This is a genomic window from Vreelandella sp. H-I2, assembly GCF_052959335.1.
In genome coordinates this window covers 1-26328 of the sequence record NZ_JBRAMC010000007.1, presented here as the reverse complement: position 1 = coordinate 26328, position 26328 = coordinate 1, and the positions used below count along the sequence as shown (strand labels likewise).

General features: G+C 52.2%; 21 protein-coding genes, 1 rRNA gene and 1 pseudogene. 9 read left to right on the top strand and 14 right to left on the bottom strand.

The annotated features are described in order from the left end of the window. The first annotated feature begins 26 nt into the window (after positions 1-26). Positions 27-3926 carry an AAA family ATPase gene (locus ACUVOF_RS16975; protein ID WP_447045462.1) on the top strand — a complete coding sequence of 1300 codons (3900 nt, stop codon included), beginning with the start codon at positions 27-29 and terminating at the stop codon, positions 3924-3926. A gap of 21 nt (positions 3927-3947) precedes the next feature. Here ACUVOF_RS16975 and ACUVOF_RS16970 read toward each other — a convergent pair whose 3' ends face one another. From ACUVOF_RS16970 to queC, 4 genes are read right to left on the bottom strand one after another with little or no spacing between them, the layout of a single operon-like run. Next, on the bottom strand, positions 3948-4205 hold the full coding sequence (locus tag ACUVOF_RS16970) for a YkgJ family cysteine cluster protein (protein WP_447045461.1): 258 nt from the start codon (positions 4203-4205) through the stop codon (positions 3948-3950). Beyond that, positions 4202-5059, bottom strand: coding sequence for a 6-pyruvoyl trahydropterin synthase family protein (locus tag ACUVOF_RS16965; protein ID WP_447045460.1), 858 nt, complete (start codon positions 5057-5059; stop codon positions 4202-4204). Before ACUVOF_RS16965 ends, ACUVOF_RS16970 begins: the two co-directional genes overlap by 4 nt. Then, positions 5059-5763 carry a 7-carboxy-7-deazaguanine synthase gene (gene queE, locus ACUVOF_RS16960; protein WP_447045459.1) on the bottom strand — a complete coding sequence of 235 codons (705 nt, stop codon included), beginning with the start codon at positions 5761-5763 and terminating at the stop codon, positions 5059-5061. Before queE ends, ACUVOF_RS16965 begins: the two co-directional genes overlap by 1 nt. Further along, a complete protein-coding gene (gene queC / locus ACUVOF_RS16955; protein WP_447045458.1) occupies positions 5763-6476 on the bottom strand; it encodes a 7-cyano-7-deazaguanine synthase QueC in 714 nt (237 codons plus the stop codon). Before queC ends, queE begins: the two co-directional genes overlap by 1 nt. Positions 6477-6682: 206 nt before the next feature. Between queC and ACUVOF_RS16950 the strand changes: the two genes are divergently transcribed. Then, positions 6683-7099 carry an SRPBCC family protein gene (locus ACUVOF_RS16950; RefSeq protein WP_447045457.1) on the top strand — a complete coding sequence of 139 codons (417 nt, stop codon included), beginning with the start codon at positions 6683-6685 and terminating at the stop codon, positions 7097-7099. A gap of 41 nt (positions 7100-7140) precedes the next feature. Here the strand turns inward: ACUVOF_RS16950 and ACUVOF_RS16945 are convergent, their stop codons facing one another. The 9 genes and pseudogenes from ACUVOF_RS16945 to ACUVOF_RS16905 form a co-directional block, all read right to left on the bottom strand. Further along, positions 7141-7380: a DUF2789 domain-containing protein gene (locus ACUVOF_RS16945; protein WP_447045456.1), complete on the bottom strand. Its 240-nt coding sequence runs from the start codon at positions 7378-7380 to the stop codon at positions 7141-7143. 138 nt (positions 7381-7518) lie between these two features. After that, positions 7519-8602 (bottom strand): annotated as a pseudogene (locus tag ACUVOF_RS16940) (asparaginase). 28 nt (positions 8603-8630) lie between these two features. Continuing rightward, on the bottom strand, positions 8631-9842 hold the full coding sequence (locus ACUVOF_RS16935; RefSeq protein ID WP_447045455.1) for an MFS transporter: 1212 nt from the start codon (positions 9840-9842) through the stop codon (positions 8631-8633). Positions 9843-9867: 25 nt separating this feature from the next. Further along, positions 9868-10371 carry a hypothetical protein gene (locus tag ACUVOF_RS16930; RefSeq protein ID WP_447045454.1) on the bottom strand — a complete coding sequence of 168 codons (504 nt, stop codon included), beginning with the start codon at positions 10369-10371 and terminating at the stop codon, positions 9868-9870. 106 nt (positions 10372-10477) lie between these two features. Beyond that, complete coding sequence (locus tag ACUVOF_RS16925) at positions 10478-11734, bottom strand: DEAD/DEAH box helicase (protein WP_447045453.1); 1257 nt, start codon at positions 11732-11734, stop codon at positions 10478-10480. Between the two features lie 284 nt (positions 11735-12018). Continuing rightward, entirely contained in the window at positions 12019-12513 is a 495-nt protein-coding gene (locus ACUVOF_RS16920; RefSeq protein WP_447045452.1) for a helix-hairpin-helix domain-containing protein, read from the bottom strand. A 79-nt stretch (positions 12514-12592) separates the two neighbouring features. Further along, positions 12593-13198, bottom strand: a complete 606-nt coding sequence (locus ACUVOF_RS16915) for a PqiC family protein (RefSeq protein ID WP_447045451.1) — start codon at positions 13196-13198, stop codon at positions 12593-12595. Positions 13199-13207: 9 nt separating this feature from the next. Beyond that, positions 13208-14908, bottom strand: coding sequence for an intermembrane transport protein PqiB (gene pqiB / locus ACUVOF_RS16910; RefSeq protein ID WP_447045450.1), 1701 nt, complete (start codon positions 14906-14908; stop codon positions 13208-13210). Beyond that, entirely contained in the window at positions 14901-16268 is a 1368-nt protein-coding gene (locus ACUVOF_RS16905; protein ID WP_447045674.1) for a PqiA/YebS family transporter subunit, read from the bottom strand. Before ACUVOF_RS16905 ends, pqiB begins: the two co-directional genes overlap by 8 nt. Before the next feature lie 385 nt (positions 16269-16653). Here ACUVOF_RS16905 and ACUVOF_RS16900 point away from each other — a divergent pair, with 385 nt between their 5' ends. The 6 genes from ACUVOF_RS16900 (at position 16654) to ACUVOF_RS16875 (ending at position 24698) form a co-directional block, all read left to right on the top strand. After that, positions 16654-17631 (top strand): calcium/sodium antiporter, encoded by a 978-nt coding sequence (locus tag ACUVOF_RS16900; protein WP_447045449.1) that lies wholly within the window; start codon positions 16654-16656, stop codon positions 17629-17631. A 224-nt stretch (positions 17632-17855) separates the two neighbouring features. After that, positions 17856-19271 (top strand): cytochrome ubiquinol oxidase subunit I, encoded by a 1416-nt coding sequence (locus tag ACUVOF_RS16895; RefSeq protein WP_447045448.1) that lies wholly within the window; start codon positions 17856-17858, stop codon positions 19269-19271. Between the two features lie 2 nt (positions 19272-19273). Then, positions 19274-20275, top strand: coding sequence for a cytochrome d ubiquinol oxidase subunit II (cydB, locus tag ACUVOF_RS16890; RefSeq protein WP_447045447.1), 1002 nt, complete (start codon positions 19274-19276; stop codon positions 20273-20275). A gap of 4 nt (positions 20276-20279) precedes the next feature. After that, on the top strand, positions 20280-21953 hold the full coding sequence (gene cydD, locus ACUVOF_RS16885; RefSeq protein ID WP_447045446.1) for a thiol reductant ABC exporter subunit CydD: 1674 nt from the start codon (positions 20280-20282) through the stop codon (positions 21951-21953). Next, on the top strand, positions 21950-23656 hold the full coding sequence (gene cydC, locus ACUVOF_RS16880; protein ID WP_447045445.1) for a thiol reductant ABC exporter subunit CydC: 1707 nt from the start codon (positions 21950-21952) through the stop codon (positions 23654-23656). Before cydD ends, cydC begins: the two co-directional genes overlap by 4 nt. 49 nt (positions 23657-23705) lie before the next feature. Then, positions 23706-24698, top strand: a complete 993-nt coding sequence (locus tag ACUVOF_RS16875; RefSeq protein WP_447045444.1) for an adenosine deaminase — start codon at positions 23706-23708, stop codon at positions 24696-24698. Positions 24699-24756: 58 nt separating this feature from the next. On the opposite strand, the gene ACUVOF_RS16870 is transcribed toward ACUVOF_RS16875, so the two are convergent. Beyond that, on the bottom strand, positions 24757-25743 hold the full coding sequence (locus ACUVOF_RS16870) for a cytochrome-c peroxidase (protein WP_447045443.1): 987 nt from the start codon (positions 25741-25743) through the stop codon (positions 24757-24759). Positions 25744-26218: 475 nt separating this feature from the next. Here ACUVOF_RS16870 and ACUVOF_RS16865 point away from each other — a divergent pair. Beyond that, a 16S ribosomal RNA gene (locus tag ACUVOF_RS16865) occupies positions 26219-26328 on the top strand; the annotation flags it as partial.

Here is a 26328-nt window from a genome sequence, read left to right as displayed (position 1 = left end):
CCGCTTAGCCCGGCAGGATGTTTATCATGCGCGATGCCAGTGAGACAGACCAGTTAACCTTATTCGGCCATTTTTCGCTTACTCAGGGGGAAGATGTACTAACCCACTTTAGTTACGACAAAGTGAAGGCGTTGCTTGTTTATCTTTTGTTGCACCGCCAACCAGTTAATCGAGCCGCATTAGCAGAGTTATTATGGCCCGACCAAGGGCTGTCGTCAGGCAGAACCAACCTGCGACACGCGCTGCACTGTTTGCGTCAATCATTAGGCGAGAGTGCCGACCAGGTATTAAGTGTCTCCCGACAAACGATCGCCTTCCAGCTCCCCAGCCATTGGCAAGTAGACCTGCATTCACTGCAGCAGTTACTCGAAGGGCCTCGTGATTTAGACACCCTTGAAGCGTTGATGAACTGCTACCAAGGTGATCTGATTGAAGAGCTTCAGCTCGCGAACTGTAGTGAATTTCAGCGCTGGTTAGTCCAGATACGCAACGAGTGGCGTCAGCGTGTTATTCGTTTTGCGGAACATGTACTCGAGGCCCATACCGACGTACCTGACCTAACCCTAGAAACGCTTGTTAGTCGTTTTTCAGGTTATGGCCCGTTTCATGAGCGGCTGGTTCGCCAACTCGCTGAGCAGAACCAAATGGCCGCTGCACATGAGCAATATAATAGCTATTTACAACTATTAGCACTGTCGGGCCAACAGCCAGAGCCGAGTTTCTTGCAACTGGCCAGCTATTGGTCAGATGGGCATCACGACCCTCGCATGATGAGCCCCCAAGGGGCTTTTTCTCGCGCATTGGCGGCAGACAGCAAGCCGTTACGTGAAGATGAAATTGAGTTGCGACAGCTTTCTGTGATGGCTATCCGGTTGCGTTTAAAAGGTGAGTGGCAGGATCGTGGGGCGACGCGCCACTGCCTTACGCTGCAATTGGAATTGTTGCGCTGGTTAGAGCAGCAGTGTCATCACTTGGGTGGCTTTTGGTTGCCAGGCGCTACTGGCGGCTTAGGATTGGCGTGTTTTGGTACCCATGGTCCCGCGCACCAGTTGGCTGAGTTAGTGGCGCTTTATGAACATTGCCGCCAAGCGCTTCCCCAGGAAAGTTCACGCTATTGGTCTGGTGAAGGCGAGGTGCCGCAATTTGAGCTGGCCGCTGGCCTGCACAGTGGACGTGTCGTCTATCTGCCTGAGCGTCAATTGGCAGATCCGTTGGGCCAAGTCACGCAAACCTCTTTAGAATTAATGAGTGCAGCCGAAGGCAGTGAACTGGTTATTTCCCAAGAGGCCAGCCAGCATATGCCGCCCGCGCTTGATCTACAGCCACGGCTGGTGTCCCGCTTGATCGCCAGCGACGGGCGTGTTCGTTTACGTGCGCTGGTGCTGGGTCAGAATGAAGGTGGCCGTGATGCGCTGCCGCCTAGCCTGGTAGGGCGTGAAACCTCGCTACGCACCTTACGCGATGCACTGGCGCGGGCAGGTATTGGCTTGCGTCAAAGCGTCCTGGTGCGTGGGGCATCGGGAATGGGGAAGTCGGCGCTGATGGTGGGTTTTCGTCAGTTGGAGCTTAGCCGAGAAGCCGCTATTTGTTGGCAGCCCACTACACGGCTGTCAGTGCTAGACCCCTACGGAGTCGCCCGGACTCTCGTCAGTTGGTATCTCACGCAAACCCTGACCGTTGACGCTATTCACGAGCTACAGGCATCGCTAGGGTTTGACCAGCTTGAGCCTGACCGCCAGCATTTGCTAGAAGAAGCGCTAGGTGTTCACGAAGTAAAAGAGATTACCCAGTTAGCCCAAAGTGGTGAAGCCGTTGAATTGGTAGTGATGCTACTGCACCGACTCATTGAGCGTCAGGCTGCCACGCATACCCTAGTGTTAATGGTTGATGACTTGCAGTGGCTAGATGAGCCCTCTTTTAAAGTACTGGCCGGTCTACAAGCGCGCTTACCTATTAATACCGCCTTTATGCTTGTGGCTAGTCACCATGGGCGAGATCAACTACCGGTAAAACTACATTGGGACCAGCAAATTAGTCTGGGAAACCTGGATGCACTGCAGTCATCGCGGCTATTGTCGCAGCTGTCTCGCCGTTACCGTATTCACCTGAGCCCGCGGCTGCGGAATCAGATTATTGAGCGCTGTGATGGCGTACCCCTGTACATGCAGGAGATTTGTCGACGCTTGGATATGGATCGTCGTGAAGGGCGCAGTGTCCAGTTCGATGAACTGCCTAAAGGGTTATTAGGGCTATTGGCAAGCCGCATCGATCAGCTTGAAAGTGACCGCGAAATTGCCCACGTGGCGGCAGTGTTGGGGAAGCGCTTCCGGTTGGACTTTCTGTTGGAATGCAGTGGCTGGGAAAAAGGGCGGCTTAACCAAGCGCTCGAACATATGCGCGTACTGGAGATTGTCGAGCCGGTCGATAAAGAGAGCGGGGAGCACGAATACCAGTTTAGCCATCAGTTGCTGCAAGAAGCGGCCTATCTTTCCTGTCCTCGGGATGTGCGCGTCAAGCTGCACCAACAGGTGGTGACCTTAATAGAGGAACGCTTCCCGGTGTGGATTAGTCGTCACCCCGGCGATTTTGCAACACATTTACGGCGTAGCGGGCATTACGCTCGTGGTGCCCGCTATTTTGAGTTGGCTGCTCGTGAAGCGTTAAAAGTGAGCGCAAATCGAACCGCACTGCGTATGGCAGATTTTGGTTTGGCGAGTCTGCGCCACGTTGAGCATGAGATTGAGCGCGAAGTGAGTCTACTCACCGTGCGCGGTCAGGCGGCGTTCTCATTAGAAGGCCACGGTTCGCCAACCGCACATGAAAGCTTTGTGCGTGCGAGGGAGCTGCTGCGCGAATCGGGTACCGATAGTTTAGAGGATCCAGAAGATCTAGAGCAGATATTCCTGGTCAAATGGGGGCTCTGGGTAGGACGTAGCCAGCGCTATGCCCATGCGGATGCCTTTGCACTGGCTTCGACACTGGCGGATATTGCCTCTCGTTTAGAGGATCCACGCTATCGCCGTTTGGCCGATTATGCCCGCGCCAACTGCGAGTACTGGGCAGGTCGCATTCAGCAGGCTCACGATCATTTAGATGAAATCGATCCCCTCAATGCACAAATGATGATCGAGTGGCTGCCGTTCTCTGATCATCCGCAAGTTTCGGCTGCCTGCTTCCAGGGATGGGCACTCTGCCTGCGCGGTGACTATCAGCGTGCCGAGCGCCAGGTCTCGGCAGCAATTCGTTTGGCAGAGAAAATCGCTCATCCTGGCACCTTGGCATTAGCACTGCTATTTGCCGCCGCGCTTTATCGTCAGTTAGGCCACGTCCATCTGGCTGCCCGGCATGCCGAACGGGCGGCCGCGATGACTGGCACGCCGGATTTACAGTTATGGCAAATTTCGGCGCAAAGCATTCTCGGCTGGCAGCGGGCGCTGGCAGGCGACACCACCGGGTTAGCACAGTTACGCGACAGCTTGGACCAGATGGCAGAGCTGAACGGGCGTGACCGCTATCAGCGGCCTGTGCTCTGGTATTCAGATGCCTGCATTGAGCTAGGTGAGTTAAACGCCGCAGAGGATTACCTAGACCAGTGTTTGGTGATTGCCCGGGAGCGCACCACGCTATTTCTGCCTGAATTAGCCACCCAGCTGGCCAAGGTGCGTGACCTGCTTGGGCATCCTGCCAATGAAGTCAAAGCTCTCGCTGAAATGGCGATAAGCCAGTCTCGGGAGCACGGCAATCGCCACCAGGAGCTAGCGGCACTTGAGCTATGGCTAACCCGTATTGAGCCCAACGACCAGCAGGCGAAAGAGAGCTTTAGGCAGCTGTTGAGCGAAGTCAGCCATAGCGATGCGCCGGTGCTTACCCGCTGGATTAGCTTGTTGGATCGTCGTTTGCCGCGGCCGGTAGGCGCAGAAGGTTGATCAGCTAAAGCAGGACGCTGTTTAGCAAGTGTCCTGCTCCAGCCAGGTCAATGTGGCGAGCGCCTCATCCCGGTGCTCGCCGCACACACTAGCGTCAAAGTTAAAGCGCTCGCAAACCCTGGGGCGACTCGGATCGCCAAACAAACGGCACAGGTTGTTTTCATCTAACTGTACGCAGCGAATACCTGCTGGCTTGCCTTCCGGCATACCGGGAATAGCAGAGCTAATTGAAGGCGCTATACAGCAGGCGCCACATCCAGCACGGCAGCCTACACTCATAGCTTGGTACTTGGTAGAGCACTTGGTGAAAACATAGCAATCGCCCCCTTGTTGATACCCTCGAACGCCTGAATGCGTGTGGCTATTCCGCTTTGCGTGGCAACCTCTTTTGCCAGCCAGGCGGCGATATTTTCCACTGTGGTGGGGCCTGGGAGCACAGCGCATAGCGTCGCTGGTAGCATAATGGAAAAATCGCCTTGGGCGGCCCGATAGCCGCAGGTAAGGAAGTCGTTTTCCTGCGAGGTGATATCCGCCTCTTCAAGCAGGTAGCGATTATCTAACCATGTGGCCCACTGCTTTTCGAGCGTAGGTTGACGCATCCCTTGCTGAAAGATATGTAGCCGCGAACGGTGGCCGTGGGCGATACGCTGGCAGTTGCCTTGGTGGCGCTTTAGGCCGTGCGTGTAGCCATAGGCAGCGCCTTCAATGGCCTCGCCGCTAAGCGTTAGGGTGACTTGGTGGACATTTTTAGGCCGCTGTTCGGTGAGCTGCTGGCTTAAATGCTCAGCGACCGTGTCAAGCTCGATAGCGTGCCAGGGTAGCAGGCTAAAGGCCTCTTTTGGCCCCTTGACCTCCATCGGATAGGGGGTGGTAGTACGCACACAAACACCTTCAGGGCACTCTGTAACGGTCACCCCAGGCGCTTGGGTGGGCACCAGCAGAGTATGATCTAAGCCGCTGTCTAGGGTTCGCTTGATCCATGGTTTCACTTCACCAAAATCGAATAGCATGCCATCTTCGCCCAGCTCGCCATCCAGTACTGCGTCCACCTGCCAGCTACAGCCCACTAGGCCGCGCTGAGAGCACCACAGGGATACGTCAATATGGGTCAGTTGTTTAACGAATAGGGACATTAATCAAAGCCTGCTAGTTTGTGCATTTGCAGCGACAGTCGCCATTGGGGGTTAGCCATACAGTAGGCGGTCGCTTCTGCGACGGTAGTCTTCTTCTGATTGAGAGGGGTAAGATCCATCGGCTGCAGGAAAAAGTGGCGAAAATAAAGGCTTGAAAACTGCTCTGGCGGTGCATCCGCTTGTGGAAAAACGAGCTTTAACTCGTCGCCTTGCGTAATGGCTAACGGATTGCTGCCCTTAGGGCTGACACATAGCCAATCAATGCCCGGCGGTGGAGCCAGCGTACCGTTGGTCTCGACCGCCACCTCAAACCCATGGCTGTGCAGTACGGTAATCAACGTCGCATCAAGCTGCAGTAAAGGCTCACCGCCGGTAAATACTACATAGGGCGTTGCATAGGTTTTTGCATCGTTCTTTGTATAATTTTTTGCATCGTTATTTGTATGGGGCTTTGCATCACCGCTTTGGCTGGGCCAGAGAGACGCTATATGCTCGGCAAGCGCATTGGCAGTGACAAACTTTCCGCCATTGATACCGTTTGTACCGATAAAGTCGGTATCGCAAAAGGTGCATTTAGCGGTCGCCCGGTCAATTTCGCGGCCCGACCATAGATTGCAGCCGCTAAAGCGGCAGAAAACGCTCGCTCTGCCCGCTTGGGCGCCTTCGCCCTGCAGGGTATAAAACGCTTCTTTAACCTGATACATCAGCTCTGGCCTGCTGTGGTGTCTGGGTTATAGCCTAATGGGTCGGTGACACCGTTGGCAGCAAAGGCAGCTAGCCGCTCGCGGCAGCTTCCACACACGCCACAAGCAAGTTCACGGCCTTCGTAGCACGTCCAGGTAAGGCGGTAATCCAAGCCCATGGCCAGGCCTTCGCGAAGAATGTCTGCCTTACTCGCATAGAGATAAGGGGCGTGTAGCTTCACTGGCTCGAAGTTGGCGATGCCTGCTACGTGATTCATTGCCTCGACGAATTCGGGGCGACAATCGGGGTAGAGAACATGATCACCGCCATGGGCGCCGTAGTCGACTCGCTGCGCACCAATGTTCACGGCCTTGGCAATCGCCAGGGAGAGCAGAATCATATTGCGATTGGGTACTACGGTATCGTGTAAATTGTCCGCGGCATAGTTACCCTGGGGGATCGGTTGGTCTGGATTGGTCAGTGCTGAATTATCAATCAGGCTGTGTATTGCTCGGATATCGACCACTTGGTGTGGCAGACCAAGTGCAGCGCATACCTGACGCGCGGTGTCGAGTTCACGGGCATGTCGCTGGCCATAATCAAAAGACAGCGCGTGTACGTTGAGTCCTTCACGCAATGCGCGGTGAAGCACGGTAAAAGAGTCCATTCCGCCGGAATAGATAACGATGGCCGTGGTTGCTGTATCAGCAGCCACGTAGTCTATTGAAGACATGATAAAACACTCATTGTCGGAGAATTTGTTAATCGCGTGCAGCGATTAGCTGGCGCGGCGTTCCGGGGTCCGGTCCGGAGGTCGGCAGTTTACGCAATAGCCGTGAATCTGACCAGTTCTAGCGATATTGAAGTAAACACAGCATTGGCGGGCAGCATTAATTTCGACATGATACGCTAACCACTCACGCTGTTAGAGGGAAACCAATGGCTACCATTGAGCACAGTGAAATTGTTAAGGCTCCCCCTGAAAGGGTGTTTGAATTACTGAGACGCGTCGAAGACTTTGCTGATTACTCAGATCTGATTCGCTCCATCGACTCGTTAGGGGAAAACCGCTATCGATGGCATGTGCGCGCAGTGGGTATGGATTGGTCGTTTGACGTTATGATCACTGAGATCCAGCCGCCACATGTGCTTGCCTGGGAGTCGTTAGACGGCGTTAAAAACCAGGGGCGATATCGCCTACGCGAAGTGCCCGAAGGTACGGAAGTGGCGCTTACATTGAGTTATGAAATTCGTAACCGTTTAATGGAAAAGGCGGTTAATAAAGCTGCCAAACCGTTAGTGGGGAAAGTCAGTCGTCAAATTCTTGAGCGCGTAGAGGCGCGTTTGAATGGTTAGTGCGCCACAATCGGCGGCGCACAAATTAACGCACTAGAGTGCTAGTTTGGCTTATGCAGCGAGGCATCCAGGTGGTCGACGACTTCTGCCCAATCGGCATCTTCGTCAACCGCCTCTTTTAGAAACTCTGCTTGGCCTTCGTTCCAACAGGGCGCTTCAGCAAGTGGCATTGTCTCCGGTAGCGGGGCGTTGCGTTGTATAAAGCGCTCAATGGAATCAGGATCAGAAGCAAGGCCTAGTTGTTCGAATAATTCGCTGAAATGATGCACCGGTTTTTCCATATTCTGTTGCTCCTTCAGTCGATTAGAGTATTTTCTATAACAGAGTACTTTCTATAACAGAGTACTTTCTATAACAGAGTGCTTTCTACCACCTAGCTTGATTCTCTGCCTACGCTAACATTTATCAGCTTTGACTGGTTAACGTTCTCCGACGAGCGGCGTTAAAAATCGTTGGCGCTGATCCTCTATAGAGAGAGGCTGGGCCAGCAAGTGGGCAAGCTTTGTGAAAGCTGCCTCCGGTGTCATATCATCACCCGCGAGTATGCCCGCATCGCTGAGACCATGACCCGCCGCGTAAGCGCCCAACTGAACACTGCCCTGCGGGCACTGGCTAATAGCAGCTAGCAGCTAGCAGCTTGCCTTCTCCGCTGGCTTTAGCCAGTACATTAAGCAAGCTGGGGTCATCGGGTACGTTTCCCGCACCCCAGAGCTGCAGTAATGCGCCCTTAACGCGTGAATCACTCAACCAAGCGTCCAATTGCCAGGCTGAAATTCCTGGCCACAGGACGATGCGTACGACCTCACCTTGATTGACCAAACGGTAATCGGGTAGCTCGAAGCGAGGGGCACCTCGTTGTTGAAGGCCAAGTCCACGACTGGGGTAATAAACGAAATCGTCGCCAACACGCTCACCGAGCAACGGGTAGTTGGGGCTCGCGAAGGCGCTGACCGCTTCGCTATGCTGCTTGATGGCGCGGGTTCCACGTAGCAATTGCCCGGCAAAGTAAATAGCCACTTCTTGTAGGGCAGGCTTAGCGGCGAACTGCAGCGCGCCGTGTAAATTGCCTACGGCGTCACTGCCGGCTGCTTCCAGCGGTAACATGGAGCCCGTTACGACCACAGGGCGATCCAAACCTTGCAACTGATAGGCTAGGCTGGCGGCGGTCCAGCTAAGGGTGTCGGTGCCATGAATAATGACGAAGCCTGTGTAGGCCGTTAATTGGTCGCTGATATCGCTGGCAAGCTGTTGCCAGGTAAGTGGGGTGGCGGCGCTTGAGTCAATCAGTGAGGTGTAGCTGATGACCTCATAAGGCGGCAGAGCGTGCTGTTGGGCAAGCGGTAACTGGCTAAGGGAGGTGGCCATGCGCGTGGCGAAATCGCCACCAGGCGAAAGCCCATTAGCATGCGGCTGCATGCCGATGGTTCCGCCCGTATAAATGACTAAGACGCGCTCTTGATGTGGGTTATTGCTTGCTAGAAGAGAGTAGGGGGACATCGCCATCTCCAAGGGCTTGTACGAAACCTGCTAATCAGTTAGAGCGAGTAGCGCGCTCTACCAAAAGTCCGCCACTTTGGTCATTCAAGCGCTGATTACGCCCAGCCAGTAACGCAAAGCCACAGCAAACACTGATTAGAGCGATTAATAACCAGGCAATGTGAGTTATGTGGGCGCCTAATTGGAGCATAACCCCTACGCCAAAAGGCCCTAAGGCTGCCAATGTGTACCCACCGCCCTGGACAAGCCCTGATAGCTGGCCTGCAAGGCGTGAGTTGGCTGTGCGCAAGACTAACAAGCTGAGCGCTAAGCTAAAGCTGCCGCCTTGGCCAATGCCTAGCAGGGCGGCGCCGGGCCATTTCCACTCCAATGGTGCGATAAGCAGCATCCATAATCCCGCGGCGGTACTCAAGAGTACCAGTAATAAAGCGGGGCGCTGGTCTCGCCCCAAGCGAGCAAGCCAGGGAGCGCCCAGTGCGGAAGCCAGTTGGCACATAATCGAAACGGCCATGGTCCAGCCTGCATCGGCTTCGTTATAGCCGCGCTCAACCAGCAGAGTAGGAAGCCAGCCAAACACGATGTAGGCCATGGAGGACTGAATGCCCATAAATAGCATAACGTGCCAGGTCAGCGGTTGCTTAAGCAGGCGGAATATGCCGCTCTTGGGCGGATTGGGCGTGTTTGGTGCTGTAGAGCGGGGCATTTGAAAGTGCCATAAAACAAGCGCTAGCAGCGCCAGTAGTGACCAGCTCATTAAGCTTGCCTGCCAACTACCGAGTAGTTGCGTAAGTGGCACGCTCAAGCCGGCCCCCAGCGCTCCGCCCAGGCAGAGCGCCATAGTGTACAAGCCGGTGAGAAGGTCGGCGCTTTCTGGGAGTTCACGTTTAACCAGGGCAGGAAGCAGCGTGCCGCCAATACCGATTGCGCAGCCTGCCATCGCAGAGCCGATAAATAACACACCGGGAAATGGCAAGCCACGTAATATAAGCCCTGCTGCCAGGAGTATGAGCGCGGCACTCAATGTACGTTCGCTGCCTAGGTGCTTTGCCAACGTTGGAGCGAGCGGGGCGGAAAGGCCTAAAAATAGCACGGGAAGTGTAGTGAGTAGCCCCGCTGCGGCAGCTGAAAGCCCAGCGCTCTCCTGCAGGCGTGTCAATAAAGGGGCAACGGACGACATGGCAGGGCGTAAATTTAGCCCCACCACGACCATCAGCAGAATAAAGGTAATTGAACGACGCGATGCCATATCTATGCTTATTTCACGTTAATGTTTACTTAAGGTGAGGGCGCAAGTCTCCGCGAACAGCGTCGAGTAGGGTAATAAAATGGTAGTCTTGAGGGGTGTCCAAGCAGTCCACTTTAACACTTGTTCGCATGCCTTTATCCATCTGTAACTGATCAAAGATTTCTAAGGTTAGCTTGCGTGCAGGTTTATCGCCGGCCGTCATGATGCCATCTTCAAGCGTAAACGTTTCAAGCAGGGTGACACGCACGCGCGTGCTATTCCCTTCACTCAGCACGCGGCGTACGAACAGCCACCCTTCACAGGGCAGGGAGTGGTTGTCATCGCGTTGGCGCAAGAAAATCGTACGGTAACAAGCGCCCTCGACAGATGCTTTTTCAGCCATGCTGCGGTAGGCCTGAACGACTTGATTCGCTGATGCGCGAGCGTCCTCCAGACGTTGAACAATCCCTTGATGTTCACGGCTAAGCTGTTCTTGACGTTGAAATGTTAGCCATTGACGATAGTCGGCCATAAGTTGGGATGAGGCCATAATCACTCCATGAAAAGTAGTTCATGCCTAACGGCTAAAATAGTTGCTAGATACAGCGACTTGGAATATGCAAAGGCGACACCTTCGCATATTCCTGAACTGTGAGCTAGCGCCGAGCGCGACGTTTGCGTTCACCGCCGTTATTGGCGCTCTGGCCTTCTGGTTTGCGTTTGGCGCGAGGCTGGCGCTGGTTGCGACGACCATTCTCAATGGGCTCAGGTTTGATGCTCGGGTCGGGTTCAAAACCTGGCACGATATGCTTTGGTAGCGTCTGTTTTATCAGCCGCTCAATATTGCCTAGCAGGGCGTGTTCGTCGACACACACCAATGAAACGGCTTCGCCATTGCTGCCAGCACGCCCGGTACGCCCAATGCGGTGTACATAATCTTCGGCTACGTTGGGCAGGTCGAAATTAACCACGTGGGGCAGTTCATTGATGTCCAAGCCACGGGCGGCGATGTCGGTCGCCACCAACACCTGCAGGTCACCACTCTTAAAAGCCGTTAAAGCGCGCGTGCGGGCTCCCTGACTTTTGTTGCCATGAATAGCCATGGCGGGTATTTCCTGTTTGGAAAGCTGCTCAGCAAGGCGGTTAGCACCATGTTTGGTTCGCGTAAACACCAGTACTTGAAACCAGCCGTTTTGCTGGATTAAGTGGGCCAGGAGTTCACGCTTTTTCTCGCGATCTACCCGGTAAATAGCTTGCTCAATTTTTTCGGCGGTGGCATTGCGTGGCGCTACCTCAATCATAGCCGGGTTATCCAGCAGCTGTTGAGCCAGGGTTTGTATCTCATTGGAGAAGGTTGCAGAGAACAGCAAGTTTTGACGCTTTTTGGGCACCAGCCGCAGCAGCCGTTTAATGTCATGGATAAAGCCCATATCCAGCATACGGTCAGCTTCATCAAGCACTAAAATTTCAACGGCTGAAAGGTCAACATGCCCTTGCTGGTGAAGGTCTAATAGGCGACCAGGGGTGGCGATAAGCACATCTAAGCCAGCCTTGAGAGCATCGATTTGAGGCTGCTGACCGACACCGCCAAAGATAATATGCGAGCGCAGCGCGAGATGCTGGCCATAAGTCGACACGCTCTCGCCTACTTGAGCGGCGAGCTCACGGGTAGGGGTTAACACAAGCGCTCGTACCTGGCGCTTTCCAGGTCGTGGTCCAGCAGTAAGACGTTGTAACATGGGTAGCGTGAATCCAGCTGTTTTGCCAGTGCCGGTTTGGGCGCTGGCCAGCATGTCACGGCCTTCTAGTACGACGGGGATGGCCTGTCGTTGTATCGGGGTAGGCTCGGTGTAACCTTGCGCTGTGACAGCGCGTAACAAATCGGCGTGCAGGCCAAGTTCAGAAAAGCTCATGCGTTCTCCGCAGTCACCTAGTGAGTAAGCCCCGGTAAATGGTTGTTATCACTAGATATAATGTTCAAAAAGCGAGGTTGATACACCTTCGCGGCAGCGAAGTGTGCCAGATAATTCAGCGTGCCGCGATGGTCGTTAGTTAGCCGTGGATGACCGTGAAAGGAGACGTGAAGGTGACAGCACGCAGAGGCGCTCTCATCGGGCGCCACGGGTACACCAGAAAACTTACGTGTCAGTAATAAGCCAAGCAGTATAACACGGTTATGAAACGGCAGCTTGTTTAGCTATCGCGTGTCTGCGCAAGATTGCTGGGCATGCAGAGGAATTAACCGAGCTAAAGTGGCAGGTGGCAGTTGAAGCTGAGCAAGCTCTTTGGGTGTTAATGCGAAAAAGTGCTCTGGGGTAAAAACACCTAGCTGAAAAAGTTGGCGCGCAGTTGCTGGCCCTAAGCCATCCAGGGCGAGTAGCCGTCGCGCAAACAGTGAGATAAAACGATGTTTCTGTTTATCGTCCAGCTTGGCGATGACGGTTTGATAGTAAGTTCCCGCGTGCAGGGTGATAAATTGTTCAATACGCTCAAGCGCGGCGAGCGTTGGGGCATCAAGTGAGCGCACGGCTAGCTGATCAAGAAGGGCGTCATGGCTATTGATAGCTGTTTCATAGGTCGTCAGCGATGCTTCGCCCTCCAGCAGTGTCGTTACCGTCTGTCTCAAAGCATTCACTGCATCGCGCAATTGCTCAACGGGTAGTACTGCTGTGTTGTTCGAATCATCTGTCATGTGAACATCTCTGAGAAGGAGAGCATTAAGCGTAGTTCAGCAAACTATGTTTAAAAAACCGAGGTATAAAAATTTAGGGCTAATCAAAATAGTTGCCTTGACGAATGTTGTTGGCAATGAGCTCGGCGGCTTGGCCCCAGCTATCGCTCAATGCGCGTACCAGCGCCGGGTAGCCATCTTGTTCAAGGGCTGTTTCCGCATAGAAATTTTCCATTGCTAGTAGCTCTCCCTCTCCATTCAGCAATTGCCATTGGCCGCTAGCCACGGCCACGCCATCAAAGCGGCCCTGGAATTGGTCGATGTTTAAGCGCAAAGACAGCGCATTGGGCTGTCTACTTTCGGTACGGACCACTCTAAGCGTTGGTAGCGCTTGAGATAGGTTGGTGAGCATCCTCCGCTCCAGCTGCCTATCTAACCCTTCTGCCCATTGATGTTCCCGCGCAGCGTTCAGCGTAATGTCATCAAGTTGCATCACGATGCCATCGACGTCCAGATAGTGGGCAAGCTGAGGGGTGCCCAGCACAAGTGTGCCCTCGGGTTGACTCGGTGTACTCGCCAACGGTTCGCTCGGTAGCATATAGCGGGCAGGCGGCGTGACACTGCTGGCACAGGCCGATATCACGACGTAGACTGTTAGCAGTAGCAAATACCTAAACCATCTAAACATACTTGTCCATATCAGCATTTTGGCTCCTTAGTCACGTGGTGCACGCGGAATGGGGTCTTGAGCATCCAGGTTGTCAAACAGTAGTGCCCTGGGGTTGTCATTGAGCGTGCGCGTAAGTGGCTGTAGATCACGCATTAAGCGATCCAGTCGTTCGATCGCCGTGGTGAGCTCTTGATACGCGGGCGACGAAGGTGATAGCCCTTGTAATGTGCTACGTAATTCCTCAAGTGTCCCGTTGAGATTGCCCCCAATGGCTTGGGTCTCAGGGTCATTCAGTAACTGATTTATCGAGGTGCTTACTTCGCGAATCTCGTTGAGTACGCTTTCAGAAGCCTCTAAGTTGCGGTCCAGACCGGTTAACAGCGGCTCAACCTCAAGCGCGTTTAGCTTATCCAGTAAATCTGTTACCTGGGCTTGTATCTGTGCAAAGCCGCCTGCCACCGTTGGGAAGACGCTTCGGTCAGAAAATTGCTCGGCGGTATACTCATCGGCAAGGTCGCGGTGGAAGTTTAGGTCGACAAACAGTGCGCCCGTTAGCAGGTTGCCACTTTTTAACGACGCACGGAGCCCTAAGCCGAACATGCGCTGGAACCGCGCCTCCCATTCTTCGAGGTCAATATCGCTATTTTCAATACCCAGTCGCTGAGGCTCAATCCTTATCAGTACGGGAATCGCAAAGCGTGCGCGAGAGTCGGGCTGCGGCGCAGTAAAGTTCCAGGGCACGGCGGCAACGGTGCCCATGCGCACACCACGAAACTCGACCGGCGCTCCCTTGGACAGGCCACGCACTGTTTCATCTACCAGCAGTACATATTCTAAATAGCGGTTAAAGGTCCCTTCTCGTGCTGCGTCTTCATCGGCATAGAGGGTGAAATGAGTATTGGCTTCAACCGGTTGTCCCATCGGTAAATCTTCGGGGACGCCGAAGGTGACACCACCACCGAGTAGCGCTTCAATAGATTCAACGTTAACGCGTACACCATCGGCACCTAAGCGAAAGTCAATGCCGCTTGAGGTCCAGAAACGCGTGCTGTCAGTGACTAAATTGGTATATGGCTTTTCAATGAATACCTGATGCTGCATGGTGCGTGACTCAGGTTCAAAATTGTTCTCTTCAATACGTCCCACTGTGTAGCCTTGATAAGACACTGGATCGCCAACGCGAAGAGAGTTGCCCATTTGGCTGGTTAAGCTAAGACGGAGCCCTGCCTGACCAGCAGGTGCTACGGGGGGGATGTCACTGACCGGAAATTTTCGTCGTGGCGCTTCTTCAGTGCCGGGCTCAAGCTGAATATAAGCCCCTGAGAGCACGGTGCCTAAGCCGCTAATCCCTTCACGACCGATACGTGGCTTGACCACCCAGAAGCGGCTGTCTTCGCGCAACATATCCTCTACTTCTGGTTGGATGCTGGCGGTCAAAACAGCGTGGGATAGGTCATCCGAGAGTTGTACGTTTTGCACCCTGCCGATCTCAACATTTCGGCTACGAATCAGGGTATTGCCAGCTTCGATGCCTTCCGCATTATCCATGGTAAGTGTTACCAGGATGCCGCGATTGGAGTAATTATCGTATACCAGCCATAAACCAATGGCGATGGCAACGATCGGCACTATCCATATAGGCGAAAGGCGAGTTTGGCGTGATGTTTTAGCCTTATTTAAATCCTGTTCGTTGGTTGAGTTGGTTTTCGTTTGTTCAGAAGTAGGCGGTGTTGTTTCGTTAGCCATCAACAGGTTCCTTGGTGGCCGTTTTACGGCGAAGAAGAGAATGACGTAGTGAGTTTTTAGCAGGGAGAGGCGTATCCCAAATTAAGCGTGGATCAAATGTCATCGCCGCTAACATGGTCAATACCACTACTGAGCCAAAGGCGAGCGCCGCCGGGCCCGGTGTGATCGACATTAATGATCCGGCGCGAATCAATGCCACTAAAATGGCGACGACGAAGACATCCACCATTGACCAGCGGCCAATAAATTCTGTTAGTCGATAAAGCCGGGTACGGCTTTGTGCATTGAGTACACTGCTGCGCCTGACAACTAAGCAAAGCCAGGTTAAAGCGACTAATTTACCTACTGGAACGATAACGCTGGCAATGAAAATGACGGCAGCGATGGGCCAAGAGCCCATTTGTATGAGTTGAACAACCCCGCCAATAATGGTTGAGGGCGTTGAGTGGCCTAGACTGGTGGTGGTCATAATAGGGTACACATTGGCGGGAATATACATGACGGCCGATGCGCAGAGGAGTGCCCAGGTGCGCTGTAAGCTATGTGGCAAGCGTTGATGAAGCTTTTCATGGCAGCGAGTGCAGTAGCCGCGTCCTTGTGGCGATAGGCGGTTGATGAGTCCGCAGGTTGGGCAGCCAGTTAACCCTTGTCCTGCTGCAGGCATGCCCGTTTGAGTACCTTCGGGAGCCAACGGTTCACCCTCTAAAGAGAACCACATCCAGTCGGCGTCGATAGATTGGGTCGTCATCAATAACAGCAGCGCAAATACACAAAATGCCCAGAACGATATGCCTAGCTCAACATCGGCCAGGCCGGCTATTTTGATCAGGCTGACTAAGGCGCCAATGATGAAGACATCAGCCATCATCCAAGGTGTTAGGTGAGATAGGGAGCGTGCAATATCCCGGCTAAAAGGCAATAGGCGGTCACGCAGAAGGCCAAATTGAAGCCACAGAACGCCGATAAGGTATACCGCTGGCAGCACGACAATCGTCATGATGATGGCGATAGCGACCACGGGTTGATGAAAGCCAATCAGGGTAGTGGCGGTCTGCGTTAACTCGATACGGTTACTAACACCACTCACTGTGAAGCTAATAAAGGGAAATGACACCGCCACTATGAGTGCAATCAGTGAGGCGATGGCCAGGGCCATACTGCGTTGTGCTGGGTAGCGGTGGCGTTTGACTAAGATATGTGTACAGCGCGGACAGCTTGCTTTTTCGCCTGCGCTAAGTGGCGGCAATGCCGACACCCAGTCGCACTCATGACAAGCACGCAAACGTCGCCGCTGAGTTCTAACTTCAGGGGGCGAACGGTCAACGAGGGGAGTGTTGACCGGTAATGTATGTCGCTTTATTAATCGTTGTGGAGGCAAAAACCAAAACTCTCAGTGCGAATCCTTAGTAAAACTACTAGGATGTGGCGGATTAGGCGGTCAAACGCGCTTTTTAGCAAGCCTATGTTGCTGAAATACTACTCAAAAAATATAGACTAGCAGCTTGACTAAGGCATTAGCTTAGAGAACGATCTGCGGCGCAATGAGAGACAGTTGAATGTGACTCGTAGGGCGGCTGAATCGTTTGCCAGGGATCATTCATAAGCAAAGTGCCGTTAGTAATAGCATCTTACGGCCATCTCTATGAAGTAGTTCTTAAAAGTAGCCCTTAGAATGAGTCCCTAAATACAGTTCTTAATGTGACGCATGGAAACAGTGCCGATCATTATGCCATGAAGGAAATGAAATGTTGCTTCCCATATTAGCGGTTGTGTTTGGATTGGTCTTACTGGTTTGGAGTGCCGAGAAGTTTATCGATGGCGCAGCGGCTACATCTCGTTGGCTTGGGCTTTCACCTCTCTTGATTGGTATGTTGGTCATTGGGTTTGGTACCTCGGCGCCGGAAATGATGGTTTCAGTACTGGCTGCATTGGATGGCAATCCGGGATTGGCAGTAGGCAACGCCTACGGTTCAAATATTGCAAATATTGGTTTAATACTCGGGTTGGTCGCGCTTATTGCTCCCCTTGCTGTTCACTCCAGTGTTATTCGCAAAGAGATGCCAATACTAATGCTCGTCATGTTGGCGACTGGCTTGATTCTACTCGACGGTTTTGTAGCACGCTGGGAAGCCGTCTGTCTCTTACTGGCATTAGTGGTTTTTATTGTTGTTAGTATCGTTCGTTCACGCAACCAGCCAGACGACGCAATCGTCTCTGAAGTAGCTGAGACCCTGGATAGCAAACCGATGTCCCGGGGGAAATCCATTATGTGGACACTGGTGGGGTTGGCGCTGCTAATCGCCAGTTCCCGCTTGCTGGTGTGGGGGGCAGTGGAGATCGCGGTTCGTTTCGGCGTTAGCGATCTGATTATTGGGCTAACCGTCGTCGCTATTGGCACCTCGCTGCCGGAACTCGCCTCTTCGATCAGCGCTTTGCGCCGTAAAGAGCACGATTTGGTATTAGGCAACGTGGTAGGTTCCAACTTGTTTAACAGCTTGGCGGTTGTCGGCCTTGCCGGAATTATTGCACCCATTGACGCAGGTCGAGAGGTATTAGTGCGTGACTGGAGTGTGATGACCGGCATGACGTTACTGATGATTCTGTTTGCGTTCTCTTGGCGTGGGCGCCCGCGGCGAATCAACCGTTTGGAAGGGGGCATCTTACTGGCGCTATTTATCGCTTATACCGGCTATATGGTGAGCGTGGTAGTGTTATCCCGGTAGTTTGTCAGCGGACTATAGCCCATCTAAATTAGCCTGTGCGTCAATGAGACACATCAAAGGCGTTGGGCTGTCTAAGGTAAGATGGTTACTTAGGAAAACAGCAAATTAAAAAATATTAAGAAATAAGCTTAGTGCTTATAACGAAAAGTGCAGTGCCATGAAGGCTCAACTAAGCTTGTGTGAACCCATTGATAGGATATCGATTCAGGTCTTAGGAGAGTGAAATGGAACTTGATCCCCTGGTGCTATCACGGCTTCAATTTGCATTCGTCGTATCGTTTCATGCGATCTTCCCCGTGTTTACTATTGGCTTGGCGTCTTACATCGCGCTGCTTCATGGCCTTTTCTATAAGACTGACAATCCAGCTTGGGATCGCCTTTCGCTTTTCTGGACAAAGGTATTTGCCGTTGTTTTTGGAATGGGGGTAGTGTCAGGCATTGTGATGTCGTTCCAATTTGGCACTAACTGGAGCAATTTTTCTCAAGCATCGTCTAATTTTATTGGCCCTATGCTGAGCTATGAAGTTATTACGGCTTTCTTTCTTGAAGCAGCCTTCTTAGGCGTATTGTTATTTGGTCGCGGTAAAGTACCTGAAGGGGTGCATCTATTTGCCGCTATTATGGTAGCGATAGGCACTTTCATTTCGACTTTTTGGATTTTATCAGCCAACAGCTGGCTACATACGCCTGCGGGTGTAGAACTCATTGATTCTCGCTTCCATGTAACCTCTTGGATGGAAGCTATATTTAATCCTTCCTTCCCATACCGCTTCTTTCACATGGCAGTGGCTTCCTTTCTAACCGGTGGCTTTGTCGTGGCGGGCGTCAGCGCATGGTTTTTATTGCGTGACCGCGACCCGGAGGCAAATCGCCGTGCGCTTTCAATGTGCCTTTGGCTGCTTCTTTTTCTAGCGCCGACCCAAGCGGTAATCGGTGACTTCCATGGTCTCAATACTTTAGAGCATCAGCCGACCAAGGTGGCTGCTATGGAGGGGCATTGGGAAACGGCCACGAATGTGCCGTTGCTGTTATTTGCGATACCTGATCAGGAGGCGCAAACCAACCATTTCTCATTTGGCGTTCCTAACTTAGCGAGCCTTATCCTTACCCATTCGTTTGATGGTGAAATACCGGGCATTAATGAAGCGCCGCCCGAGGAACAACCGCCTGTGTTCATTGTGTTTTGGGCATTTCGCGTAATGGTGGGGATTGGGCTTTTAATGATTGCAGTTTCGCTGACAGGGCTGATATTGCGACGCAAAGGGCGCATCTATAAACAACGACTGTTTCTAAAGACACTGACCAGGATGATCGCGATGCCATTTGTGGCGGTCTTGGCGGGATGGGTTGTCACTGAATCGGGCCGTGCCCCTTGGCTTGTCTACGGCATGATGACGCACGAAGAAGGGCTGACGCCTTCGCTAACAGGGCCTATGGCGTTATTTACGCTACTTGGCTACATCTTGGTTTATGCGGTGGTTTTTTACGTAGGCATCTATTACCTCACACGCGTCGTGCGCAATGGCATGTTGCCCGAAGAAAAGCGTGAAACGGAAGCAGATAATTCTAGGCGACCCATGCGTCCGATGTCAGGGGCGGAGACTTCCTTTGATGATGACCTTGATCCGGTGAGGAACTAAACATGGATATGTTTGATTTAACGTTAATTTGGGCTTTCATCATTGGTTTCGGCATCATCATGTATGTGTTGATGGATGGGTTTGATCTGGGATTGGGGATTATCTATCCCTTTGCTCCCGATGAGGATGCTCGGGACGTAATGATGAACTCGGTCGCACCAATATGGGATGGTAACGAAACGTGGTTGGTGCTGAGTGGGGCAGGGCTTTTAGGAGCCTTCCCATTAGTTTACTCGGTATTTTTGCCGGCACTTTACATCGGTGTGTTCTTGATGCTGGCGGGACTGATCTTCAGGGGAGTGGCGTTTGAGCTGCGGTTTAAATCGCGCCGCAACCGGCACTGGTGGAATCGTGCCTTTTCCTGGGGATCGGCCATTGCTGCCTTTGCACAAGGTGCGGTCGTTGGGGCTTATATTCAGGGCTTTCCCGTTGAAAACTTTGCCTATGTAGGCGGTGCATTTGACTGGTTGACGCCATTCTCAGTGTTGACGGGGCTTGGCCTGATGGCAGGCTATGCTTTGCTAGGCGCTACTTGGTTGATACTAAAATCAGAAGGGTATGTGCAGGATTGGGCATATAAAATCACTCCCTTGTTACTGGCACTCGTGCTATTTGTTTTCGCCGTGATTAGTCTGTGGACGCCGTTCGTGAACCCGCTCGTATGGGAGCGATGGTTTGGTAATATTCAGTTAATTTGGATTTTTCCTTTTTTGGCGCTGATCTGTGCGTTTACCGTTTTTCGTTCTGTCCAAAAACGTCGTGAGCTAGCACCTTTTCTTGCCACTATTGGCATTTATGTCTTTACCTATTTGGGTCTGATCGTCAGTAAATGGCCCGTTGTCGTTCCACCGAACTACACGCTTTGGGATGCGGCTTCTGCGCCTGAATCTCAGCTTTTCCTGTTGGTGGGCGTGGCCATTGTTATCCCTATTATATTGACCTATACCGCTTGGACCTATTGGGTTTTTCGCGGCAAGGTACGAGTAGGCGAGGGATACCACTAATCACATGGTAACTGAACATGCGCTCTCTCTGACGCCACGCAGTTGGCTAAAAACGTTGGCTAAAGGAGAGCGCAATTACCTGTTTTGTTCAGCGCTATGTGGCGTGTTGGCAGGTAGCCAAACGATTGTCATGGTAGTTGGCCTGGCGTGGCTTATTGATCAGGTAGCAGTACATGATCGTTCACCCATAGCCTTATTTCCTGTATTCGCTCTGCTGGTAGGTAGCGTTTTGTTACGCGCTGCCTTTCAGTGGGGGCATGAAATATTGGGCCTGGAAGCAAGCCTGCGTATTCGACAGCGTGCCAGATCGCAACTATTAAATAAGCTGTCCGCCTTAGGCCCTGTTTGGCTAACCGGTCAGCACAGCGGCTCCCTAGCCAACCAGGCAGTTGAACATATTGATGCGCTGGAAGGGTATTTTTCCCGGTTTTATCCCCAATTGCGGATCGCACTGTGCTTGCCGCTGCTGATATTGATGGTGGCGGGTTGGCTGGATTATCTGGTGGCACTGTTTTTACTACTTTCTGCACCGCTTATTCCGATTTTTATGGCGCTGGTAGGGATGGGAGCTGAGCGTCTTAATCGCGATCAGTTTGTTGCTGTATCGAGGTTGTCAGCTCATTTCATAGATCGTGTGCGTGGTATGACAACACTACAGTTATTTGGCCGAACCTCAGCCGCGCAACAAGATGTCTGGTACGCCACTGATGATTACCGACGTCTTAGCATGCGTACTTTGCGCCTAGCGTTTCTTTCCTCGGCGGTGCTGGAGTTTTTTGCCTCCGTAGCCATTGCAGTCGTGGCCATGTATGTTGGTTTTGGCCTGCTGGGGTATATCGAGTACGGGCCTTCATCATCTCTGACGCTTTTTTCGGGTCTTGCAGTTTTATTGCTTGCGCCTGAATTTTTCCAACCCTTGCGTACGCTTTCTCAGCACTACCATGACCGTGCAGCGGCACTGGGCGCTGCTGAGAGTGTGGTTAATGTGCTCAATGAACCAGCTTTAGTTAGCAGGCATGCCGCTGTGGCTCCGTTATTGGGTAACTCGGTCATTGAGCTAGTTGCTACTTGCGTTAGTTATCCTAGCCGAGGGCAAGTAATTGGTCCTATCGACCTGACGATAAAAAAGGGTGAAGTAGTGGCGATTAGCGGAGCCTCCGGTAGTGGAAAGTCGACCCTACTGGCGTTACTAGCAGGTTTTCTTGCGTCTAGTTCCGGCATATATCGTCGACAAGAAAACTACCAGTATGCTTGGTTAGATCAGCAACCCTGTCTTTTACACGGCAGTTTGATTGATAACCTGCGCTTAGCAGCACCACAAGCGTCCCATGAGCAAATGGAAGCTGCGCTGTACCGGGCAGGCTTTGGACCTTTTTTGAAACAGCTGCCTGATGGGCTTGATACCTTAATCGGCGAGAGAGGGGTTGGCTTGTCGGGCGGCCAGGCCCAGCGCCTTGCACTCGCACGTGTGTACCTTAGCAATGCACCGCTGGTGTTATTGGATGAGCCTACCGCCAGCCTGGATCAAGACACTGAGCAGTTTGTGATGTCAGCTTTACTTAAGCTTGCCCAAGAGGGGCGCACCCTGGTAATTGCTACCCACCATCCTGCTGTTATAGCTGCTGCGCAACGCCATTTTTCTTTTGAAAGGGGTGAGTTGGTAGAGGTGCTCGCTTGATTGCTATTTTCCGCGACTTTCGCCCTTGGCTGTTGCTTTTAATACAGCGGCGCAGGCGTTTTTTAGTGGGCGCTTTTCTCATTTGGATTACCCAAATGGCTGGGCTTGCCCTGCTGGGACTATCGGGCTGGTTTATTACCGCCAGTGCATTAACCGGTATTGCCTTAACACTGGGTATTGCCGCGCATTTAGATGTTTATGTGCCCGGTGGCGGTATTCGTTTTTTTGCCTTGACGCGTACCGTTGCGCGTTATATTGAGCGGCTTTACAACCATAATACGGTCTTAACGCTGCTGGCTGACTTACGCTATCGTGTATTTGGCTATTTAACGCAATTGGATGATGCTCGCTTGCACGGTGAGCGTGCCAGTGATTGGCTGAGTCGCTTAACGGCTGATATCGACACCCTGGATAATTTTTATTTGCGTATTTTGGTGCCGCCATTTGTAGCACTGCTTGGCATTATGACGGTATCGCTTTTTGTGGCTATTTGGTTGCCCAGTGTTGCCGTGTTGATGGCAGGGACACTAGGGCTGCTCTGGTTAGTAGTGACGTTATTCGCCGCTACGTGGGGATTCTCTCAAAGCTACCAGCAGGTCGTTGACCAACAGTCGCTGCGTCACTTAGTCGTCGACCAAGTTCAGGCTGCCGCTGAGTTAATGAGTTATCAAAGCGCGCAGTGGCACCGCGAAATTATTGCTGGCCATGAGCAGCAAGCGTACATTAATCAACGCCGCTTAGGACGCAAGGCGGCGTTGATAAACAGCTTGGTGAGTGCCGTTAGCGGTTTGATGGTGGTGGCCGTGCTGTGGCTTGCTAGCTTGGCGTTTACCCAGCAACTGGTAACAGCTCCGATTGTAGTGATGGCCGTATTGATCGCACTGGGGGTGAATGAGATGTTCATTGCGCTACCTGCCAGTTTTATGAAGCTTGGTGCGAGCTACGCGGCTGTTCGGCGGTTAAATCAATTAACCAGTGATTCCAAGCCGGTACATCCAACGGCGACGCTTTCAGAAGAAGCAGGCTTGGCTATCCGTACTAATCACCTCTCTTTGCATTATGCGCAGACATTGCAGCCAGCGCTAAGTAACGTCGATTTTCACCTGCCAGCCGGTAAGCGAGCGGTTATTACCGGCAATTCCGGTGCTGGTAAATCTTCCTTAGCCAGTGTGTTGATGGGGCGCTTAAAAGCTACGCAGGGTGAAGTAACGATAGGTGGTGAGCTCCCCTGGCAGCTGTCATCCGAAAGCCGTGCCCACCATTTTGCAATGCTCACTCAACAAGTAGACCTGTTTGATACTTCGTTAGCCGAGAACCTGCGTGTAGCCAATCCATCCGCTAGCGATGCAGCACTCTGGGAGGTGCTTGGTGCTGTTGTGCTGGACGGTTGGGTTCAGCAACTACCGCAAGGCTTAGCAACAGCGGTGGGAGAGAAGGGTCAGCAGCTTTCCGGAGGCCAAGCCAGACGGTTGGCGCTCGCGCGCTTAATGTTACGGAATCCTCAGGTGGTGTTTCTTGACGAGCCGTTTGCGGGTGTTGACGCTGCGACGGCGAAGCATATTGCAGCTTCTTTGGATCAATGGTTGGTTAACAGAACGGCTATCTATTTTGTTCATCAAGCTAACTCACTCAATCTATTGCCTGGGGTCGAGTACCACTGGCACCTTGATGCCGGTAAACTTAGCCAATGCCTGCTTAACTAATCATTAGTGAGTGATATTGTTTAATTGATACGACAACAAGGGGCCCTCCATGCACGATTTTTTACGCGATCTTCCTAAAGTAGAGCTCCACTTACATATCGAAGGCTCGCTTGAGCCAGAATTAATGTTTTCTTTGGCGCAGCGTAATGGCGTTGAATTGCCCTATGCCACGGTGCAAGAAGCCAAAGATGCTTACCATTTTAGTGATCTGCAAGGGTTCCTGAATCTCTATTTCCAAGGCATGAATGTGCTTCGTAATGAAGAGGACTTTTACGACCTGGCGATGGACTACTTCAAGCGCGCCCGGGGTGAAGGTGTTGTACATATCGACATGCACTTTGACCCCCAGGCTCACCTGCAGCGTGGAGTGCCGCTTGAAGTAATAATGGCTGGGCTATTAAAAGCCAAGCAAGAGGCAGAGGACACACTGGATCTTTCCATCGGCATGATTATGGCTTTTTTGCGTGATCGTCCCGCAGAGGAGGCGTTGCAGGTGCTTGAGCAAGCGGCTCCTTATTGGAAAATGCTGGATGCCATTGGTTTGGACAGCGCTGAGCAGAATAATCCACCTGCAGCGTTTATTGATGTATTCGAGCGCGCCAAGCAACTTGGGCTTGTTCGCGTGGCGCATGCGGGTGAAGAGGGGCCCGCCGAGTATATTACAGAAGCTCTGGATGTGCTTGGCGTGCAGCGCATAGATCATGGGGTGCGCTGCTTGGAAAGTGATGAAGTGGTGAAGCGCTTGCGCAGTGAGCAGGTTGTTCTAACGGTTTGCCCGCTCTCTAATGTCAGTTTGAAAGTAGTAAAAGAACTGCGTGACCATCCACTTCCCAAACTCTTGGCTGAAGGGCTAAAAGTAACGATTAGCTCAGATGATCCCGCCTATTTTGGTGGTGGCATGCTGACTAATCACATCGCTTGTGCAGAGGCATTTGGATGGGATCAGACGATATTTCGTCAGTTAACGCGTAATGCTATTGAGGAAGCTTTTGCTACCCAGGAGCGACGCGAAGAGCTGTTAGCTCGGTTGGCTGAAGTATAACGTTTAGCCGCCTGGCGATGATGGCCAGACGGCTGTTTAGTTGAAGCTAGTGAGTGGTTTAAGGCAGTGCAGGTACTTCAAAGTCAGGCATTTCGCCGGTTAATGTGTGCAGAAATGCGGTGATATCACTAATCGTGCCATCATCGAACTCTCGCCCTAACATTTCCTGTCCCATGATGGCGACAGCTTCTTCCAGCGTTTCGGTGGCACCGTTATTCATGTACGGATAGGTTACTGCCACATTACGTAGCGTGGGGGTCCTGAAGCGATACTTGTCGCTTTCTTTTTCCGTGACAACATAGCGGCCTAAATCGGTTGATCCCGGCACTTGTATCGCGTGGAATTGGCTGTCGGTGAAATTTGCTCCCCGATGGCAAGCGATACAGCCGTTATCAACAAACGCTACCATGCCATCTTTGGCTTGCTCGCTTATTGCTTCTTGATCGCCGTGTAGGTAACGATCAAATGGTGAGTTGGGAGTGTTGAGTGTGCGTTGGAATGCGGCTAGTGCATGCGCTAAGTTATCATCAGTAATGGGATCTTCTTGACTAGGATAGGCCTCGCTGAATTTTTGCTGATAAAGCTCGAAACCCACTAACCGTTCTAGTGCCTTGTCTAGGTCCATGGCCATTTCTACTGGTGCTTCAATAGGCCCCAGTGCTTGGGCTTCTAAATCAGGCGCACGTCCATCCCAAAATTGTGAGCCTAAGAAGCCGCTGTTTAATACAGTCGGTGTATTACGTTCACCCACTTGTCCATCATGGCCCACTGCACGTGGAATCCGGTCGGCCCAGCCTAGAGCTGGGTTATGACAGGTGGCGCAGCTGATAACGCCGCTTGAAGATATACGCGGTTCAAAAAACAGCATATTGCCAAGCGCTATTTTCTCTTCTGTTAAAGAGTTATCGGCTGGTATAGGTGGTAAGTAAGGCAGCGCTTCGAAGCGGTCACGATAGTTTTCTAGCCCATCATCAGCCATGGCTAAACTCGCTGTTAAAAGACTGCTCATCGCCAAAGTGGGTAATAACATAGCTTTTGTGGTCATGATTTTTCTCCCTTGCTTTTACAACCGGCGTCTCGGTTCTGATGAAGTAAAGCGTCAACGGCCGCTATCTATAAGCTTATGGGAGAAGTAATTAGCCGTTTTGTCCTGGATCAAGTCCTGGGTCGTTTTATGGTCGGCTTCGGTGACACCTTCGTCTTTAATGACTTTTGCTGATGAATCTCCAAATCGCTATTGACCTTATTGGTAAATCGGGTAGTATACGCACACGTCAACGGGGCACAGCCTCAACGACCAGCTCTTTAACAATTTGATCAGGTAATTCATGTGGGCGCTTGCTGATGTTGGTGACAAATCACCAAATATCAAGGCAAGCGACTCAAGTAGCTGGTTTTGAAGAGCTTAGTTTTTCGAAGCCTGTTTTGAATGAATTCGTTTGAACCTTGAGCCAAGTTTGATCCGCTTTTGCTACTGTCGGCTAGTCCGTTGGTTAGCGAGTAAGGATCACAATGATTTTAAACTGAAGAGTTTGATCATGGCTCAGATTGAACGCTGGCGGCAGGCCTAACACATGCAAGTCGAGCGGTAACAGGTCCTTCGGGATGCTGACGAGCGGCGGACGGGTGA

Coding starts and splice junctions, on each gene's coding strand:
- ACUVOF_RS16975 (WP_447045462.1), top strand. CDS start 27: ATGCGCGATGCCAGTGAGACAGACCAGTTAACCTTATTCGGCCATTTT.
- ACUVOF_RS16970 (WP_447045461.1), bottom strand. CDS start 4,205: ATGAGTGTAGGCTGCCGTGCTGGATGTGGCGCCTGCTGTATAGCGCCT.
- ACUVOF_RS16965 (WP_447045460.1), bottom strand. CDS start 5,059: ATGTCCCTATTCGTTAAACAACTGACCCATATTGACGTATCCCTGTGG.
- queE (WP_447045459.1), bottom strand. CDS start 5,763: ATGTATCAGGTTAAAGAAGCGTTTTATACCCTGCAGGGCGAAGGCGCC.
- queC (WP_447045458.1), bottom strand. CDS start 6,476: ATGTCTTCAATAGACTACGTGGCTGCTGATACAGCAACCACGGCCATC.
- ACUVOF_RS16950 (WP_447045457.1), top strand. CDS start 6,683: ATGGCTACCATTGAGCACAGTGAAATTGTTAAGGCTCCCCCTGAAAGG.
- ACUVOF_RS16945 (WP_447045456.1), bottom strand. CDS start 7,380: ATGGAAAAACCGGTGCATCATTTCAGCGAATTATTCGAACAACTAGGC.
- ACUVOF_RS16935 (WP_447045455.1), bottom strand. CDS start 9,842: ATGGCATCGCGTCGTTCAATTACCTTTATTCTGCTGATGGTCGTGGTG.
- ACUVOF_RS16930 (WP_447045454.1), bottom strand. CDS start 10,371: ATGGCCTCATCCCAACTTATGGCCGACTATCGTCAATGGCTAACATTT.
- ACUVOF_RS16925 (WP_447045453.1), bottom strand. CDS start 11,734: ATGAGCTTTTCTGAACTTGGCCTGCACGCCGATTTGTTACGCGCTGTC.
- ACUVOF_RS16920 (WP_447045452.1), bottom strand. CDS start 12,513: ATGACAGATGATTCGAACAACACAGCAGTACTACCCGTTGAGCAATTG.
- ACUVOF_RS16915 (WP_447045451.1), bottom strand. CDS start 13,198: ATGCTGATATGGACAAGTATGTTTAGATGGTTTAGGTATTTGCTACTG.
- pqiB (WP_447045450.1), bottom strand. CDS start 14,908: ATGGCTAACGAAACAACACCGCCTACTTCTGAACAAACGAAAACCAAC.
- ACUVOF_RS16900 (WP_447045449.1), top strand. CDS start 16,654: ATGTTGCTTCCCATATTAGCGGTTGTGTTTGGATTGGTCTTACTGGTT.
- ACUVOF_RS16895 (WP_447045448.1), top strand. CDS start 17,856: ATGGAACTTGATCCCCTGGTGCTATCACGGCTTCAATTTGCATTCGTC.
- cydB (WP_447045447.1), top strand. CDS start 19,274: ATGGATATGTTTGATTTAACGTTAATTTGGGCTTTCATCATTGGTTTC.
- cydD (WP_447045446.1), top strand. CDS start 20,280: ATGGTAACTGAACATGCGCTCTCTCTGACGCCACGCAGTTGGCTAAAA.
- ACUVOF_RS16875 (WP_447045444.1), top strand. CDS start 23,706: ATGCACGATTTTTTACGCGATCTTCCTAAAGTAGAGCTCCACTTACAT.
- ACUVOF_RS16870 (WP_447045443.1), bottom strand. CDS start 25,743: ATGACCACAAAAGCTATGTTATTACCCACTTTGGCGATGAGCAGTCTT.